Source organism: Agrobacterium sp. FDAARGOS_525 (assembly GCF_003938925.1).
In the GTDB taxonomy this organism is placed as follows: Bacteria; Pseudomonadota; Alphaproteobacteria; order Rhizobiales; family Rhizobiaceae; genus Agrobacterium; species Agrobacterium pusense.
Genome location: NZ_RKIU01000003.1, coordinates 990,637 through 1,007,972, shown reverse-complemented (window position 1 = coordinate 1,007,972; position 17,336 = coordinate 990,637). Strand labels below are relative to the sequence as shown.

11 protein-coding genes are annotated in these 17,336 nt (G+C 59.4%); 8 read left to right on the top strand and 3 right to left on the bottom strand.

Annotation, left to right across the window (positions count from 1 at the left end; translation table 11 throughout):
* The first annotated feature begins 11 nt into the window (after window positions 1–11).
* From EGT36_RS06040 to trxA, 8 genes are all read left to right on the top strand, one after another.
* A complete protein-coding gene (locus EGT36_RS06040; protein WP_004444304.1) occupies window positions 12–287 on the top strand; it encodes an HPr family phosphocarrier protein in 276 nt (91 codons plus the stop codon).
* A gap of 127 nt (window positions 288–414) precedes the next feature.
* Window positions 415–1,815, top strand: a complete 1,401-nt coding sequence (gene ahcY / locus EGT36_RS06035) for an adenosylhomocysteinase (protein ID WP_004444302.1) — start codon at window positions 415–417, stop codon at window positions 1,813–1,815.
* A 208-nt stretch (window positions 1,816–2,023) separates the two neighbouring features.
* The gene (locus EGT36_RS06025) at window positions 2,024–4,669 is read left to right on the top strand and encodes a sensor histidine kinase (protein ID WP_125270129.1); all 2,646 of its coding nucleotides are present in this window, start codon (window positions 2,024–2,026) and stop codon (window positions 4,667–4,669) included.
* Entirely contained in the window at window positions 4,666–6,177 is a 1,512-nt protein-coding gene (gene tsaE, locus EGT36_RS06020) for a tRNA (adenosine(37)-N6)-threonylcarbamoyltransferase complex ATPase subunit type 1 TsaE (RefSeq protein ID WP_037090027.1), read from the top strand. Before EGT36_RS06025 ends, tsaE begins: the two co-directional genes overlap by 4 nt.
* A 16-nt stretch (window positions 6,178–6,193) precedes the next feature.
* Window positions 6,194–6,931 carry a nucleotidyltransferase family protein gene (locus EGT36_RS06015; protein WP_037090303.1) on the top strand — a complete coding sequence of 246 codons (738 nt, stop codon included), beginning with the start codon at window positions 6,194–6,196 and terminating at the stop codon, window positions 6,929–6,931.
* On the top strand, window positions 6,928–10,113 hold the full coding sequence (gene addB, locus EGT36_RS06010) for a double-strand break repair protein AddB (protein WP_037090028.1): 3,186 nt from the start codon (window positions 6,928–6,930) through the stop codon (window positions 10,111–10,113). The genes EGT36_RS06015 and addB overlap by 4 nt, the downstream gene beginning before the upstream one ends.
* Window positions 10,103–13,660, top strand: coding sequence for a double-strand break repair helicase AddA (gene addA / locus EGT36_RS06005; protein WP_125270128.1), 3,558 nt, complete (start codon window positions 10,103–10,105; stop codon window positions 13,658–13,660). The genes addB and addA overlap by 11 nt, the downstream gene beginning before the upstream one ends.
* A gap of 77 nt (window positions 13,661–13,737) precedes the next feature.
* On the top strand, window positions 13,738–14,058 hold the full coding sequence (gene trxA / locus EGT36_RS06000) for a thioredoxin (RefSeq protein ID WP_003516334.1): 321 nt from the start codon (window positions 13,738–13,740) through the stop codon (window positions 14,056–14,058).
* Window positions 14,059–14,105: 47 nt separating this feature from the next.
* Here trxA and EGT36_RS05995 read toward each other — a convergent pair whose 3' ends face one another.
* From EGT36_RS05995 to trpA, 3 genes are all read right to left on the bottom strand, one after another.
* On the bottom strand, window positions 14,106–15,485 hold the full coding sequence (locus tag EGT36_RS05995; protein ID WP_169692066.1) for a bifunctional folylpolyglutamate synthase/dihydrofolate synthase: 1,380 nt from the start codon (window positions 15,483–15,485) through the stop codon (window positions 14,106–14,108).
* 87 nt (window positions 15,486–15,572) lie between these two features.
* A complete protein-coding gene (accD, locus tag EGT36_RS05990) occupies window positions 15,573–16,469 on the bottom strand; it encodes an acetyl-CoA carboxylase, carboxyltransferase subunit beta (protein ID WP_004444285.1) in 897 nt (298 codons plus the stop codon).
* A 27-nt stretch (window positions 16,470–16,496) separates the two neighbouring features.
* Window positions 16,497–17,336, bottom strand: coding sequence for a tryptophan synthase subunit alpha (trpA, locus tag EGT36_RS05985; RefSeq protein WP_004444282.1), 840 nt, complete (start codon window positions 17,334–17,336; stop codon window positions 16,497–16,499).

The following is a 17,336-nucleotide window of genomic DNA, read 5'->3' as shown; positions in this document are numbered from 1 at the left end:
GAAGTCAGCCCATGTCGCCACTCTCCCGGGAACTACCGATCATCAACAAACGCGGTCTCCATGCCCGGGCATCAGCGAAATTCGTTCAGATGGTTGAAGGCTTTGACGCGACCATTACGGTTTCGAAAGACGGCATGACCGTGGGCGGCACCTCGATCATGGGTCTCATGATGCTGGCGGCCAGCCCCGGATGCAGTGTCTATGTCGAGGCGAGCGGCAATCAGGCCGAAGAGGCGCTCGCCGCGCTTGAGGCCTTGGTCGCCGACCGGTTCGGCGAAGAAGCCTGAGCCGGCACCATATAAAGACATAAAGACTTCTTTATATCATTATTGCCAGATCGTTCGTGGCCTGCTAAACCGCTGCTACGTAAAAAGCCGGGCCGCAATGTGCGGCGCTTCTGATCTGGAGAATCTCATGAGCCTTGAGAAGGACTACATCGTCGCCGATATCAACCTTGCCGCATTCGGCCGCAAGGAACTGGACATCGCCGAAACCGAAATGCCGGGCCTGATGTCCTGCCGCAAGGAGTTCGGTGAAAGCAAGCCGCTGAAGGGCGCCCGCATTTCCGGTTCGCTTCACATGACGATCCAGACCGGCGTTCTCATCGAGACGCTGAAGGAACTCGGTGCAGACATTCGCTGGGCCTCCTGCAACATCTTCTCGACCCAGGACCATGCTGCAGCGGCCATTGCGGCAGCCGGCATTCCGGTCTTTGCCGTCAAGGGTGAGAGCCTGACGGAATATTGGGAATATACCGACAAGATCTTCCAGTGGACCGACGGCGGTCTCTCCAACATGATCCTCGACGATGGCGGCGATGCCACCATGTACATCCTGCTGGGCGCACGCGCGGAAGCGGGCGAAGACGTGCTCTCCAATCCCGGCTCCGAAGAAGAAGAAATTCTCTTCGCGCAGATCAACAAGCGCCTCAAGGCTTCGCCCGGCTGGTTCACCAAGCAGCGCGACGCGCTGAAGGGTGTCACCGAAGAAACGACGACCGGCGTGCACCGCCTCTACGACCTCAGCAAGAAGGGCCTGCTGCCTTTCCCGGCGATCAACGTCAATGACAGCGTCACCAAGTCCAAGTTCGACAACAAATACGGTTGCAAAGAATCGCTGGTTGACGGCATTCGCCGTGCAACCGACGTGATGATGGCCGGCAAGGTTGCCGTGGTGTGCGGATACGGCGATGTTGGCAAGGGTTCGGCCGCTTCGCTGCAGGGCGCCGGCGCCCGCGTGAAGGTGACCGAAATCGACCCGATCTGCGCACTGCAGGCCGCCATGGACGGTTTCGAAGTCGTTCGCCTGGAGGACGTTGTTTCCTCCGCCGATATCTTCATCACCACGACAGGCAACAAGGACGTCATCCGCATCGAGCACATGCGCGAGATGAAGGACATGGCGATCGTCGGCAACATCGGCCACTTCGACAACGAGATTCAGGTCGCATCGCTGCGTAACCTGAAGTGGACGAACATCAAGCCGCAGGTCGATATGATCGAGTTCCCGAAGGGCAACCGCATCATCCTGCTGTCCGAAGGCCGTCTTCTGAACCTTGGCAACGCCACCGGTCACCCCTCCTTCGTCATGTCGGCCTCCTTCACCAACCAGGTTTTGGGCCAGATCGAACTCTTCACCAAGCAGGGCGAATACAAGAACGACGTTTACGTGCTGCCGAAGCACCTCGATGAGAAGGTCGCACGCCTCCATCTCGAGAAGCTTGGTGTGCGCCTGACTGAACTTTCCGACGTTCAGGCAGATTATATCGGCGTCTCGAAGCAGGGCCCGTTCAAGGCAGACCACTACAGATATTAATTTCATAGTTAATATCCACTGAAATTACACAATATCTAGATGCCGCGCGCTTGACAAAGCGCGCGGCATCTTTTTTGCGCGCTCCCTTTTCGCAGATTTATGAAGGCGGTATTGTCATCAGACTTGATTCGGACGCACCACAGGGCGGTGCGGACGAAATGGGATGTCTTGTCGAAGATGCGGCACATAGGACGGAGACAGACCGGGGATGTCGGTTCAAAATTCGGATCTGCGCAAGCAGACAGTTCAACGCGTTGAAAACACGCAAGCGGGCGTGGCATTGAGCGCACAGACTCTGGTGCGTTTTGGCGCATCTGCGGACGGAAAACCGGTGTTCACTTTTCCTGGAAACGCTCTGGCACGTTGCCGGCTGGCAATCCGTGCGATCCGGACCGGCTTTTCACGGCTTCCCTTCCTGCTTTCCGGCACGTTTTTGGCCGGTTCAGCCACCGTGGTGCTGGCGCAGGATGGACTTGCGGCCAAAGCCGGCGCTCGGCTGTTTTCCTCAGGTGAAACCATAACCTATTCGCTTTTCGTGGGTATGCTTTCCGCGACGCTGTTTTCAGTCGTCTGGCTGGTGCGCCAGCGCGGCAATATAGAGGCGGAGAGCAGCGAATTTCGCCAAGCGCTTGCCCAGTCCCACCACAAGATCGCCAAATACGAGGCGCTGATTTCCGACAAGAGCCGCCGCATCGTCATCTGGGATGGCGCAGAAAATCGTCCGGAATTTCTGGGGCAGCTGCCGGCCGAGACAGGCGTGCCGCAGGCGGACCAGGATTTTCTGGCCTTTGGCCGCTGGCTGAAACCGGCATCCGCCAGTCAGCTTGAGAAATCCATTGAAAAACTTCGTAGCCACGCACAGAGTTTCGATCTCACCATCGAAACGCATCGCGGCGAAGTTATCGAGGTTCAGGGCCGGGTTTCCGGCGGCAATGCCTTTGCACGCTTCATCGCCCTCAACAATCTGCGTGCGGAGCTCGCCGAACTGCAGGTGGAGCGTGAACGGCTGATCGCTTCCGTCTCGACTTTCCAGGAACTTCTCGATTCCATCGAGCAGCCCGTCTGGCGTCGCAATGGCGAAGGCGAACTAATCTGGGTGAACCATGCCTATGCGCAGGCAGTGGATGCGCGGAATGCGGAACAGGCCATTCAGGAGAAACGAGAACTTCTGAACACGGTTACCCGGCAGAAGATACGCGCGGCCGCGACCCCGGAATCGCCCTATCACGACCGTATTTCCACGGTGGTTGCGGGTAATCGCAGTTTCTTCGATGTCGTCGACATCAAAACGGCGGGCGGGTCTGCCGGTATCGCCATCGATGCCACCGAGGCCGAAACCATCAGCGAGGAACTGAAGCGGGTTCTGAAGAGCCACGCCGAAACGCTGGATCATCTGGCAACGCCCGTCGCCATTTTCGATGGCCGGCAGCGGCTGCAATTCTATAATCAGGCTTTTGCGACTCTGTGGGGCCTCGACCTAGTGTTCCTCGAATCCGGGCCTGACAATTCAGAGCTTCTCGACAGGTTGCGCACCGCCGGCAAATTGCCCGAGCAGCTCAACTGGAAGAACTGGAAGGAGACGGCGCTCTCCGTATACCGTTCGCTCGATACCAAGACCGATCTCTGGCACCTGCCCAACGGCCAGACACTGCGGGTGATTGCGACGGCCCATCCGCAGGGTGGCGCAACCTGGGTTTTCGAAAACCTGACCGAGCAGGTCGATCTGCAAATGCGCTACAACACATTGGTGAAAGTGCAGGGCGAAACCATCGACCATCTGGCCGAGGGGGTCGCCGTGTTCGGTGCGGACGGTCGTATTCGCCTGTCGAACCCGGCATTCCGGGCGCTGTGGGGCGTGACTGCCGAACAGGCCGAAACCGGAACGCACATCCGCGCCATCGAAACCGCCTGCGCACCATCCTACGACGGGCCGGACGGCTGGCGCGCCTTCAGCCAGTTCATCACCAGTTTCGATGATGAGCGGCCATCCCGGCAAGGCACACTGGAACTGCTTTCCGGCCTCGTCCTCGATTATGCGATCATTCCGTTGCCGGATGCGCAGACCATGCTGACCTTTGTCAACATGACGGACAGTGTACGGGCTGAGCGCGCCCTTATGGAAAAGAACGACGCTCTTCTCAAGGCAGATGAGCTGAAGAATGATTTTGTGCAGCATGTTTCCTATGAGCTGCGTTCGCCGCTGACAAACATTATCGGCTTCACCGATCTCCTGAAGACCCCGGGCCTTGGGGAATTGACGGAGCGGCAGGCGGAATATCTCGACCATATTTCCACATCCTCCTCGGTCCTTCTGACGATCGTCAATGATATTCTCGATCTTGCGACCGTCGATGCCGGCATCATGCAACTCAATTATTCGGATAATGACCTGAACGAATTGCTCGAAGATGTTTCGGTGCAGATCGCGGACCGGCTGCAGGAAAGCGGCATTTCACTTCAGATCGTCGCCCCGGCTCATCTCGGCAGCCTGGTGGCAGACCACCAGCGCCTGAAGCAGATCCTCATCAAGCTCCTGACCAATGCGATCAATTTCGCGCCGGAAGGGTCTTCAGTTACGCTTTCCTGCCAGCGCAGCGAAGGTGACTTCATATTCTCTGTGGCGGACAAGGGACCGGGCATCCCGGAAGACATGCTGAAAACGGTCTTCGATCGGTTTTCGACCCGCGGCAATGGCGGCCGGCGAACCGGCGCCGGGCTTGGCCTTTCCATTGTCGAAAGTTTCGTCAGTCTCCACCACGGAACGGTTAGCATAGACAGCCGGCCCGGCAACGGCACCACCGTCACCTGCCGCATTCCTTCCGCCACGCGTCCGCATTCCATTGCCGCAGAATGAGCGAAAATGTCTTGCCGATCACTATTCCTCTTGCGGGTGAAAAGGACACCATCAGGCTCGGTGAAGACCTCGCGCTGGCGCTGAAGCCCGGCGATTGTCTGGCGTTGGTCGGCGACCTTGGCGCCGGTAAATCGACGCTTGCCCGCGCCTTCATCCGGGCGATGGCAGACGAGCCGGATCTTGAGGTTCCGAGCCCCACCTTCACCATCATCCAAACCTATGCCACCCGCATTCCGGTCGCCCATCTCGACCTCTACCGGCTTTCGGATGTTTCCGAACTGGATGAGCTCGGCATCGATGAGATGCTGGAGGATGGCATCTGCCTGATCGAATGGCCGGATATAGCAGGAGAGATTCTGCCACCCGGCCAGACCGTAACCCTGACGCTGACACATTCCGGTGAAGGGCGGATCGCCTCCATCGAGGCTCCGGCAAAACCGAAAGCGCGGCTTGAGCGGGTTTTTGCCATCCGGGAATTCCTCGCCAGAAATGGCAGAGGTGACGCGGTCCGCCGCTTTCTGAGCGGCGATGCTTCCACCCGTGCCTATGAGACCATCTCCACCGATGGCCCGGACCTTATCCTGATGGATTGGCGCCGCCCCTTGAAAGGCGCCATCGTCGCCGACGGCAAGACCTATGCGGAGATTGCCCATCTCGCCCAGGATGCCCGCTCCTTCGTGGCGATCGGTAATTATCTGCGGAATCGCGGCTTTTGCGCGCCGGAGATCATCACGGCGGATATCGACCAAGGCATTCTCCTGTTGCAGGATCTGGGGCGAGATGGAGTGTTAGCCGCCGATGGCGCCCCGATCGAGGAGCGCTATCTGGAAAGCGTTGCCTTTCTGGCGGCACTTCATCAAGCGTCACAACCCGGTCCCCTGCCAGTGGGTGATGGCAGCACCTATGAGGTTCCACCCTTTGACCGGCAGGCGATGAAGATCGAGGTCTCGCTGCTGGTGGAATGGTATCTGCCCTATAAGCGCGGCAGGCCACTGTCCGATGGCGAGAAGCAGGAATATTACGCCATCTGGGACGCTCTGATCGATTCGCTTGCAGATTGCGAAAACGGGCTGCTGCTGCGCGACTTCCATTCGCCAAATATCCTCTGGCAACAGCAGAACACCGGCATACGACAGGTCGGCCTGATCGATTTTCAGGACGCGATGATTGGCCCGACCGCCTATGATCTCGCTTCCATTGTTCAGGATGCCCGGGTTACAATCGAGCTCGGATTGCAGGCACGCCTGCTTTCGCATTATCTCGAGAGCAGGCGGCACACGCCTTCTTTCGATGAGGCTGCTTTTCTCAAGGCTTTCTCCATCATGTCGGCGCAACGCAACTGCAAGCTTGCCGGTATCTGGGTCAGGCTGATGGAACGGGATGGCAAACCCGGTTATATGAAGCATATGCCGCGGACGTTCCGCTATCTCGCCGCAGCGCTTTCGCATCCGGAACTTGCGCCGCTCAGAGACTGGTGCCTGCGCATGGGCATGGACTTTAACGACTGAAAGACGGTTGACCACGATGACGATCAAAAACGCGATGGTGCTGGCCGCCGGGCTCGGTACTCGGATGCGCCCGATCACCGATACGATCCCGAAGCCACTCGTACAGATCGCCGGCAAGCCAATGATCGATTATGTGCTCGACGCCCTTGTCGAAGCCGGTGCCGAAAGAATTGTCGTCAATGTGCACCACCACGCCGAGCAGATGGTCGCCCATCTTCAGCGCCGCGCCGATGCCGAAATCCTGATTTCCGACGAACGCTCCCAGCTGATGAATTCCGGCGGCGGTCTCGCCAAGGGTCTGAAGCTTCTGGAACCCGGCCCGGTCTTCGTCATGAATGCCGATCTCTTCTGGATCGGTGAGCAGCTGCACGTGGCCAGCAATCTGCGCAAGCTCGCACAGTTCTTCGATTCCGGTCGGATGGACATGGCACTGCTCTGTGTCGACATGGATCGGACCACCGGCCACAATGGCAAGAGGGATTTCAACCTCGCCGCGGACGGAAGACTGACCCGCCATCGCGAGGGCGACACGAACCCCGTCGTCTATGCCGGCGCCATCGCCATGGACTCACGGCTGCTTGACGACGCACCCACGGACGCTTTCAACCTGAATATTTACTTCGATCGCGCGATTGAAAAGGCCCGGCTTTACGGGCTGCCGCTGGATGGTCACTGGATTACCGTCGGCACGCCGGACGCCATAGACGATGCTGAGAACATCATCCGGCAATTCAGGGAAAAACGCTCTGCATGACGGGCTCCCACCACGCAAAGCGCGTTCTGACGATCGCCGCGGGAACACCGTTCCTCAAAACGCTTGCGGAAACGCTGTGCGACGGAAGACTGGCGGCAGGCTATCGATATGACCCGGCCGATCCCCTGTCGCTTGCCCAGGTGACGATATATGTGCCGACGCGGCGTTCGGCCCGCGTGCTGCGCTCGGAATTCGTCGATCTTCTTGGCGGCCGTTCCGCCATTCTGCCGCTCATCCGGCCCCTTGGCGAAACGGATGACGACAGCGGTTTCTTCGATGTCGAAAACCCTGAGATAATGGATCTCGCGCCGCCGATTTCCGGCACCGGCCGACTGATCGAACTCGCGCGTCTCATTCTTGCATGGCGCAACAGCCTGCCGGACGCCATTCGGGCGATCCATTCCGATTCGCCGCTGGTCGCCCCCGCCAGCCCGGCCGACGCGATATGGCTCGCGCGTGCGCTGGCAGAGGTGATCGACGCGATGGATACGGAAGAAAAAGATTGGGAAGCGCTTCAGCATCTCGATGCCGGTGATCACGCTCAATGGTGGCAGCTCACGGCCGATTTTCTAAAGATCGCCAGCATCTTCTGGCCCGCCCGGCTCGCCGAACTCAACAGATCTTCGGCCGGACGGCACCGAAACGCCATCCTCCGGGCAGAAGCGAACCGAATTGCCACATTGCCGGACACCGGTCCGATCATCGTTGCTGGCTCGACAGGCTCCATTCCGGCCGCCGCCGATCTCATCGCCGCGGTTGCAGCTTTACCGCAAGGCGTGGTGGTGCTTCCGGGGCTTGATCTTGCCATGCCGGAAGAGCAATGGCAGGCGATCGCCGAGGACCCCACCGATCCTTCGAGCCGCACTCACTCGCAATACGGGCTTTATGTCCTGCTAGAGAAACTGGGCATCCTGCGTGACGATGTGGTTCCGATCGGTGTCCTCGATAACGATCTGGAAAAGCGCGCCGCGGTGTTTTCGGCAGCGCTTGCGCCGGCCAAATCCACCAGTGACTGGAACCGATGGCGTGAAGACCGGGATTCCGCAATTTTTGACGATGCCTTTGCAGCGGCCACGCTGATTGAAGCTGCCAACGAGCGCGAAGAGGCCACCGCCATCGCAGTGGCACTCAGGCTTGCGCTCGAAGCACCAGCCTCGGGACGGCCTTCGCAGGCGGCCCTGATAACACCCGACCGCGGGCTGGCGCGGCGCGTGGCAACGGAGTTGCAACGCTTCGGCATCGAAGCCGACGATTCCGCCGGCACGCCGCTTTCGGCAACCGCCCAGGCCGGCCTCACGCAACTCGCGCTGGAGGCGATCCTGAGACCCGGAGACCCGGTGCCGATTATCTCCCTTCTGAAACACCCGCTCGCCCGTTTCGGGCTCTCGAGCGAAGCTTTCACCAGAGCTTCGAAGGCGCTTGAGCTGATTGCGCTGCGAGGCGGCCGCGTCGAAACTGAAGTGGGCAATCTGGAAACGGTTCTTGACACCCAACTCCTTGCGCAACGCGAGGACAGACATCCGCCCGCCTGGCGGCTGGCCCTGCCTGACGGAAGCGTTGACGCCGCGCGCGATCTGGCGCGACGGATTGCAATGGCCACAGAGCCGCTGCGCTCCGCCTTCGTCCGCCGCGACCGATCTGGCCGGGCCTTTACCGACAGGTTGCCTCTTTCCGACTGGGCGGAACGGACCGGCCGCGTGATGGAAGCCATCTGTGGGGATGAAAATACAGATCTTGCCGCTCTCTGGTCCGGCGAGGCCGGAGACAAGCTTTCCGGCCTCTTTGCCGAACTGATGGAAAGCGGAGATATTCTCGACGCGGACGGTCCGCAATGGATCGATATATTCGCGGCGCTTGTGGCAGGGGAATCAATCAAGCCAAGATCGATGCGCCATCCGCGCATCTTCATCTTCGGCGCGCTGGAAGCGCGGCTGCAAAGTGTCGATACGGTCATCATCGGCGGTCTCAATGAAGGCCTCTGGCCGGGCCAAACGGCGAATAATCCGTTTCTTTCCCGCACCATGAAGACTGCGATCGGGCTGGAGCCGCCGGAACGGCGTATCGGCCAGCTCGCGCATGACTTTGAGATGGCCAACGGCACGCGACACATTTTCTACACCCGGGCGCTCAGGCAGGGCTCCACGCCTGCCGTCGCCTCACGCTGGCTACAAAGGCTGCTGGCCCTGGGCGGCGAGGATTTTGCCAAGGTCCTTAAAAAACGTGGCGAGACATATCGCCATTGGGCGGGTCTGATGGATGAGAGCATCGAGCAGGAGGCGGCAAAGCGCCCTTCCCCGAAACCGCCGGCTGAATTGCAGCCGACGCGTTACTCCTTCAGCGAAGTGGGCCGCCTGCGCCGCGACCCCTATTCGATCTATGCGCGGCGCATTCTGAAGCTCGACGCGCTTGACCCGTTCAACCGCGACCCGAACGCAGCCGATCGTGGCACGCTCTACCACACGATCATCGAGCGCTATTCCCGTGAGGGGCACATTCCCGGTACGTCGGCCTCGCTTTCGGCCATGCAGCGCATTCTCGACGAATGTTTCGATGCTGAAAACCTGCCTCCCCATGTGGATGTGATCTGGCGGCCACGTTTTGCAGCGGTGGCGCGCGCCTTCATCGACTGGGAAAAAGAACGTCATCCATCCATTCGTCACAGCTTTTTCGAGGCGCGCGCGGGCCAGGAAATCGTCGAAGCAGGCATAAGGCTCACAGGCGTCGCCGACCGCATCGACATCAAGACAAACGGTCAGGCGGATATTATCGACTACAAGACGGGGCTCGCGCCTTCCGTCAATCAGGCGCGCGCTCTGCTCGATCCGCAGCTTGCGCTGGAGGCGGCAGCATTGATGCGCGGCGCCTTCCGCGAAGCCGGTTCACCCACGCCTGAAAACCTCATCTATGTTCGCCTGCGGCCGGGCGAGCGTTTTTTCGCCGATCAGGTCAATAACGAACATTCCAGCCGAAGCGGGAAAAGACCGCCAAAATCGGCGATTGAGCTCGCGACGGAATCGATAGAACAGCTCACCAAATTCGTTCATTCGCTGCGCAACGGGGAAAACGGCTTCGCCTCGCGCCTGGTGCCGGAAGAACAGCAATCCTACGGCGGGGAATATGATCACCTCGCCCGCGTTTCGGAATGGTCGACGGCAGAACCGGGAGACGGCGATGACGATTGATCCTTTCGACGCCGGCCCCGCCGCCGACACACCTGAAAGCTGGATCGACTGGACCAGCGCCCGGCAGCGGCTTGCTTCCGATCCCGCCAGTTCAGCCTGGGTGTCGGCCAATGCCGGTTCCGGCAAGACCCACGTACTGACCCAGCGCGTCATCCGCCTGCTTCTGGCTGGCTGCCGGCCTTCGGCGATCCTCTGCCTCACCTATACCAAGGCCGCAGCATCGGAAATGTCGAGCCGCGTCTTCGACCGTCTGGCGGAATGGGCTACTTCGCCGGATTCCGATCTCAAGGACCGCATCGCCGCCATCGAAGGCAAGGCGCCGGATCGCATCAAGCTCGCCGAGGCGCGCAGGCTCTTCGCCAAGGCGCTGGAAACACCGGGCGGTTTGAAGATCCAGACAATCCACGCCTTCTGCGAGGCGTTGCTGCACCAATTTCCGCTGGAAGCCAATGTCGCCGGCCATTTCTCCGTTCTCGACGACCGCGCCGCAACCACGCTGCTGGCTGAGGCGCGCCGTTCGCTCCTGACCGCTGTTTCGACGGAAAGCGATGCGGACCTGGCGCAGGCGCTGGCCTATGTTCTCGATCTCGCCGATGAAAGCGGGTTGGAAGCGCTGCTCTCCGCCATCATCACTAATCGCAGTGCCTTGCGGGCCTTCCTTCTGGGCGCCAAACAGTCAGGCGGCATCGATGCCCGGTTGCGGCAGGCGATGCAGATTGCAGATGGAGAGACCGAAGAAACTGCCGCGGCCGCTTTCTGGCCTCTGCCCGGCCTCGCCGGCCTCGCGCTCGATACGTATCTCACCCTTGCCGACGAGGTGGGTGGATCACGCGTCATCGATGTCGCCTATGCACTCAGGGAAGCAAAACGACAACCAAACCCCGTGCGGCGGATGGAATTCATCGAAGCCGCCCTGCTGACGGCCAAGGGTGAAAAGAAATCGGATGCCTATGTCATCAACAAGGGCATGCAGAAATCCGCCCCCGAACTTCTCGATGCGCTGACGCTGGCGCGGGACCATGTCGTTTCCTGCCGCAACCGTTATCGTCTGGTGCGGATGCTGGCGGCGACCAAATGCGCCCTTGTTCTGTCGGAAAGGCTGATCGGTGATTTCGAAGACCTGAAGAAACAGCGAAGCCAGCTCGATTTCGAAGACCTGATCGAGCGCGCGGCCAACCTCCTCAACCGCGATACGGCGGGTGCGTGGGTGCATTACAAGCTGGATCAGGGCATCGACCATATTCTGGTTGATGAGGCGCAGGACACGAGCCCGGTGCAATGGTCGATCATCCAGTCGCTTGCGGCGGATTTCTTCACCGGCGAGAGCGCCCGCATGGGGCGGCGGACGCTGTTTGCCGTGGGCGATGAAAAACAGTCGATCTATTCATTCCAGGGCGCGCGGCCGGAACGGTTTTCGCAGGAGCGCGAAGAGACCAAGAGACGGGTCGATTCGGTCGAACAGGCCTTTCACCGCATTCGCCTGCCGCTATCCTTCCGATCCACGGAGGATGTGCTGACGGCTGTCGACCAGGTGTTTTCGGACCCGAATAACGCAAGCGGCCTCAGTGCCGATAACGAGCCGGTGGAGCACCGGTCCAACCGCGCTGGCCATCCCGGCACCGTGGAAGTGTGGGATATGGTGGCACCGGAAACCACCGAGGACGAAGAGGATTGGACAGCCCCCTTCGATGCGCTGCGGGAAAGCGCGCCGGCCACCATAATTGCCCGCCGGATCGCCGCGCGCATCGCCGATATGATCGGACGCGAGACCATCATCGAAAAAGGCGTGGAGCGCGCCATCGAACCGGGCGACATTCTGGTGCTCGTCAGAAAACGTCATGCCTTCGTCAATGCACTGACCCGGGAGCTGAAACGGCGCAAGAACATACCCGTTGCCGGCGCTGACCGCCTTCGTTTGACTGACCACATTGCCGTGCAGGACCTTCTGGCGCTCGGTCATTTCGTTGTCCTGCCCGAAGACGACCTTTCCCTTGCCGCACTTTTGAAAAGTCCACTCTTCAACCTGACGGAAGACGACGTTTTCGACATTGCCGCCATGCGATCGGAAACGGAGAGCGTCTGGAAACGGCTGCAAATCCTTGCGCAGGAAGAGAATAGCCATCTTTCCAGCATTACCGCCAAGCTGGAAGGTTTTATCGCGCTTTCTAAAACGGCCACCGTGCATGATTTCTTCGCAGCGGTGCTTACACTGCACGACGGACGCAAAAAATTTCTCGGCAGGCTTGGCAACGAGGCAAGCGACGTTCTGGATGAATTCCTGTCCTTCGCGCTGGATCACGAAAGGACCGGCCTGCCCGGCCTGCAGGCCTTTCTCTCCGTCCTGGAAACTGACTCACCGGAGGTGAAGCGGGAGCAGGACAAGGATCGCGGCGAAGTTCGCATCATGACCGTGCACGCCTCCAAGGGGTTGGAAGCACCGGTCGTTTTTGTCGTCGATGGCGGTTCGAAGGCCTTCAATCACAGCCATGTGCCTAAACTGCGTTTTGTCGAAGCGGGTGAAGACGCCTTCCCGGTCTGGTTGCCCGGCAGCGGATTTTCAAACCACCTCATCCGATCGGACGAAGAGCGGCTGAAGACCGCCGCCGAAGATGAATATCGGCGGCTGCTTTATGTGGCCATGACGCGCGCCGCCGATCACCTCGTCGTCTGCGGTTATCGCGGCCAGAAGGAAAATCCCGAATGCTGGCATGCCATCGTCAAAAAGGCGCTTGCCAACAACGAAGACCATTGCAAGCCCCAGCTTTTCACGGCGGATGGTGAGGAATGGCAGGGGCTTGTCTGGCGCAAATCCGAACCGCACTCGACACCTGCTCCACAAAGGCCACCCGAAACGCCGCAGCAGGAAGACTATGCCCTCCCAGCGGGACTTCTTACCCCTTTGCCGGCCCTGCCCTCTCTACCGAGACCACTCAGCCCTTCCGGCGCGGGCACCATCATCGATGACGGTGCGGATGATCTCGCCGTGCGCTCACCGCTGTTCGGGGAGAAAGCCGAGGTTTCTTCATTGGCACTGCAGCGCGGACGGTTGGTGCATCGCATGCTTCAGGCGCTGCCCGATTTTCCGGAGGTCGAACGGGAAGAGGCGGCGCGCCGTTATGCTGAACGCGCGGCGCGGTTCTGGCCTGTTACCGAGCGCGAGCAATTGGTACGGGCCGTTTTGCGTGTCATGTCCGAACCCGCTGTGCAGCCGGCCTTCTCTGCCAACAGTCGCGCGGAAGTGTCGATCATGGGCACAATGGCCCTCGGCCGGCAGCAATATGCAGTCTCCGGCCGCATCGACCGGCTGGCGGTCGAGGGAGATCGCGTCATCCTGATCGATTACAAGACCAACCGAGTGCCGCCCCGCGAAGCGCGTGAAATACCCTTCTCCCATACGGCGCAGCTCGCCATTTATCGGGAAATTCTGGTACCGCTTTATCCCGGCAAGGAATTTGTCTGTGCGCTGATTTATACGGAAAATGCTGCCTTTATAACGGTTGGCGACGATGCGATGAGAGAGGCCCTTGCCGCAATAAAGACAAAGTGAGATACCGGGGCATTGAAATTTCGACGCGCCCGCATCACATCGATAGTGGAAAAGATTTACTGAAAGGAGAGCCAGATATGGCTACCGTAAAAGTCGATGCCGCCAACTTCCAGTCCGAAGTCCTTGAATCCTCCGAACCCGTCGTGGTGGATTTCTGGGCCGAATGGTGCGGCCCGTGCAAGATGATCGCGCCGAGCCTTGAGGAAATTTCCTCCGAGTTGGCCGGCAAGGTCAAGGTCGCAAAGCTGAATATCGACGAAAACCCGGAACTGGCCGCTCAGTTCGGCGTTCGCTCCATCCCGACGCTCGCCATTTTCAAAAGCGGTGAAGTGGCTGACATCAAGGTTGGCGCTGCTCCCAAGACAGCGCTTTCGGCCTGGATTTCCGGCGCCGCATAAGCATTATCAATGGAATGAAAGAAGCCCGGCAGCGATGCCGGGCTTTTTTATTGCGGCACCGTGCCGTTCAGGGCAAGTGCATTGCCAGCAAGGTAAAGCGAACCGCCGATCAGGATGCGCGGCGCCGGTCCTTCAGGGTCGAAGCGGCGCGACAACTCTTCCAGAGCATGTGTCAGAGACGATGTTGGCGCTGCAACGAGGCCAGCATCGAAGGCGGCATGGGCGAGTACCACAGGGTCGATCGCTGCATCCGTGCCGCCGATCGGCACGGTGAAGACATATTCGGCGATATCGGCGAAGGCCTTGAAATAACCCACCGGATCCTTGGTGTTGATGAGGCCGGCAATGATGAAGAGCGGCCGCGGCGTCTTTTCCTCAAAACCCGCCATTGCCTCTGCAATCACTTCACCCGCACCGGGGTTATGGCCACCGTCGATCCAGATTTCCGCATCTTTCGGCGCCATTTCAGCGATTTTTCCAGTCAGGATGCGCTGAAGACGACCGGGCCATTCCACCGTGGTCATGGCCTTTTCGATCATCCGCTCCGTCACCTCAAAACCGGCAGCCTTGACGGCGCGGATCGCGGCAGCGGCATTGGCAAGCTGGTGACGGCCCGGGAGCCGTGGCAGCGGCGCATCCGTCAGTCCGAACTCATCCTGATAGACCATGCGGCCGAATTCTTCATGGGCGGAAAAATCCTGGCCATAGACGGACACCGGGCAACCGAGCCGTTCCGCCGTGGCGACAAGTGTTTCGAGCGCCGCGTCATATTCCTGATGGCCAATGACGACAGGTGAGCCCTTTTTCATGATTCCCGCCTTTTCGGCGGCGATCAATTCGACGCGGTCACCGAGATAGGCCTCGTGATCGAGCGAAATCGGCATAATAACAGAAACAGCCGGATTGTTAATCACATTGGTCGCATCGAAACGCCCACCAAGTCCCACTTCTACAATAGCTGCATCAGCCGGATGTTCTGAAAAAAGAAGGAACATCACCGCAGTCAGAATCTCGAAAACGGTAATCTTTTGGCCTTCGTTTGCAACTTCAATACGACGAAGGGCATCTGCGAAGACAGCATCATCGACAAAGCGGCCTTTCTCTCCGGCCACGCCGAGGCGATAGCGTTCATGCCAATTGACGAGATGTGGCTTGGTGTGCACGTGCACGGAGAGTCCGGCTGATTCTAGCAAGGCCCGACAAAAGGCGCTTACAGAACCTTTGCCATTGGTGCCGGCCACATGGATCACCGGCGGCATTCTGTTTTGTGGATTGCCGAGTTTTTCGAGAAGACGGGAAATTCTGTCGAGTGAAAGATCAAAGCCCTTGGGGTGGAGCTGCATCAGCTCTTCAATGATCTTTTCTGCCTCACCGATCGCGGGCTTCGTCATGTCTTCCGTTCGCCTTTCAGGCGTTTTGCTTGTCATTTGTCCGCCGCCCTAAAAATGAAATCAGGCAACGTATAACATCATCCCGAAGGCAATTTATGCCTCCGGGCGACATATTTTTTTTCCTCAGGCCGAAGCGGCCAGCGGGACGACAGCGTTTGCATTGTCAGCGGGCGCTTTGGTCATGATCTTGAGCAGATTAGCCAGCGTGTCCGGGATTTCGCGACGATCAATGACCATATCCACCATGCCGTGCTCCAGCAGGTATTCCGAGGTCTGGAAGCCTTCCGGCAGCTTTTCGCGAATGGTCTGCTCGATCACGCGCTTGCCGGCGAAGCAGATTTCAGCGCCCGGTTCGGCAATATGCACGTCGCCGAGCATGGCATAGGAGGCCGTGACACCGCCCGTGGTCGGGTTGGTCAGAACCACGATGTAAGGCATGCCAGCTTCCTTCAGCATGTTTACCGCAACGGTGGTGCGGGGCAGCTGCATCAGAGAAAGAATGCCTTCCTGCATGCGCGCGCCACCGGAGGCCGGGAACATGACGAGCGGGCAACGCTCGGAAATGGCGCGCTCGAAGGCCTTGACGATGGCTTCACCGGCGGCGATGCCGAGCGAACCGCCCATGAACTGGAATTCATGCACGACGGCAACGATCTTCAGACCCTTCAGCAGGCCAACGCCGGCAAGGATGGTATCTTCCTGCTCGGTCTTCGCGCGGCTATCACGCAGGCGATCGGTGTATTTCTTGGAATCGCGGAATTTCAGCGGGTCCTGCGCGACCTTCGGTTGCGGCAGAGCCTCATAGACGCCGCCATCGAAAAGATCGGCAAGACGAGCTTTTGCCGGCATCTTCATGTGATAACCGGACGCCGGGATGACCCACTTGTTGTCTTCCAGATCCTTGTGGAAGACCATTTCGCCCGTTTCCGGGCACTTGATCCAAAGATTTTCCGGAACCTCCGGGCGGCGACCGAGCATGGAATTGATCCGCGGCCGAACGTAATTGGTGATCCAGTTCAACTGTCTACTCCTGACTGGGCCGCGCGCTTATTCTGCAGCGGCGAGGCGTGATGCACGCACGCCCGTTGAAAGTCCTTTTACCAGCGTCGTAACCGCCGGCACGGTGTCTGCGGTTGCCTGTCCATCCTTGGTCAGGCTGCCGGCAATCTGGTTGACGATGGCGGAACCCACCACCACACCGTCCGCCACGGCACCGATTGCCTTGGCATGATCAGCCGTCTTGACACCGAAACCGACACAGACCGGCAGTTCCGTATGCGCCTTGATACGACCGACAGCGCCCGATATCAACGACGGATCGGGAAGCGCTGAACCGGTGATACCGTTCATCGAGACGTAATACACGAAACCTGAGGTATTTTTAAGGACGGTCGGCAGGCGTTTGCCATCGGTGGTCGGCGTTGCAAGACGGATGAAGTTGATGCCGCGCGCAAGCGCCGGAATGCAGAGCTCATCGTCCATTTCCGGTGGCAGATCGACCACGATCAGGCCATCGATGCCTGCCGCCAGTGCGTCGTCCAGAAATTTTTCGACGCCATAGATATAGATCGGGTTGTAATAGCCCATCATTACGATCGGCGTTGCATCGTCTTCCTTGCGGAACTCCCGAGCAAGATCGAGCGTGGTTTTCAGCGTCTGTCCGCCCTTCAGCGCGCGCTGGCCAGCCAGCTGGATGGCTGGTCCATCCGCCATGGGGTCGGAAAACGGCATACCGAGTTCGATAACGTCGGCACCGGCTTCCGGCAGCGCCTTCATGATGCCAAGCGAGGTCTGGAAATCCGGGTCGCCGCCCATGAAATAGGTAATCAGGGCCGGGCGATTTTCCGCGCGCAGATCGGCGAAGCGCTTGTCCATACGTGCAGTCAT

Coding starts and splice junctions, on each gene's coding strand:
- EGT36_RS06040 (WP_004444304.1), top strand. CDS start 12: ATGTCGCCACTCTCCCGGGAACTACCGATCATCAACAAACGCGGTCTC.
- ahcY (WP_004444302.1), top strand. CDS start 415: ATGAGCCTTGAGAAGGACTACATCGTCGCCGATATCAACCTTGCCGCA.
- EGT36_RS06025 (WP_125270129.1), top strand. CDS start 2,024: ATGTCGGTTCAAAATTCGGATCTGCGCAAGCAGACAGTTCAACGCGTT.
- tsaE (WP_037090027.1), top strand. CDS start 4,666: ATGAGCGAAAATGTCTTGCCGATCACTATTCCTCTTGCGGGTGAAAAG.
- EGT36_RS06015 (WP_037090303.1), top strand. CDS start 6,194: ATGACGATCAAAAACGCGATGGTGCTGGCCGCCGGGCTCGGTACTCGG.
- addB (WP_037090028.1), top strand. CDS start 6,928: ATGACGGGCTCCCACCACGCAAAGCGCGTTCTGACGATCGCCGCGGGA.
- addA (WP_125270128.1), top strand. CDS start 10,103: ATGACGATTGATCCTTTCGACGCCGGCCCCGCCGCCGACACACCTGAA.
- trxA (WP_003516334.1), top strand. CDS start 13,738: ATGGCTACCGTAAAAGTCGATGCCGCCAACTTCCAGTCCGAAGTCCTT.
- EGT36_RS05995 (WP_169692066.1), bottom strand. CDS start 15,485: ATGACAAGCAAAACGCCTGAAAGGCGAACGGAAGACATGACGAAGCCC.
- trpA (WP_004444282.1), bottom strand. CDS start 17,336: ATGACTGCACGTATGGACAAGCGCTTCGCCGATCTGCGCGCGGAAAAT.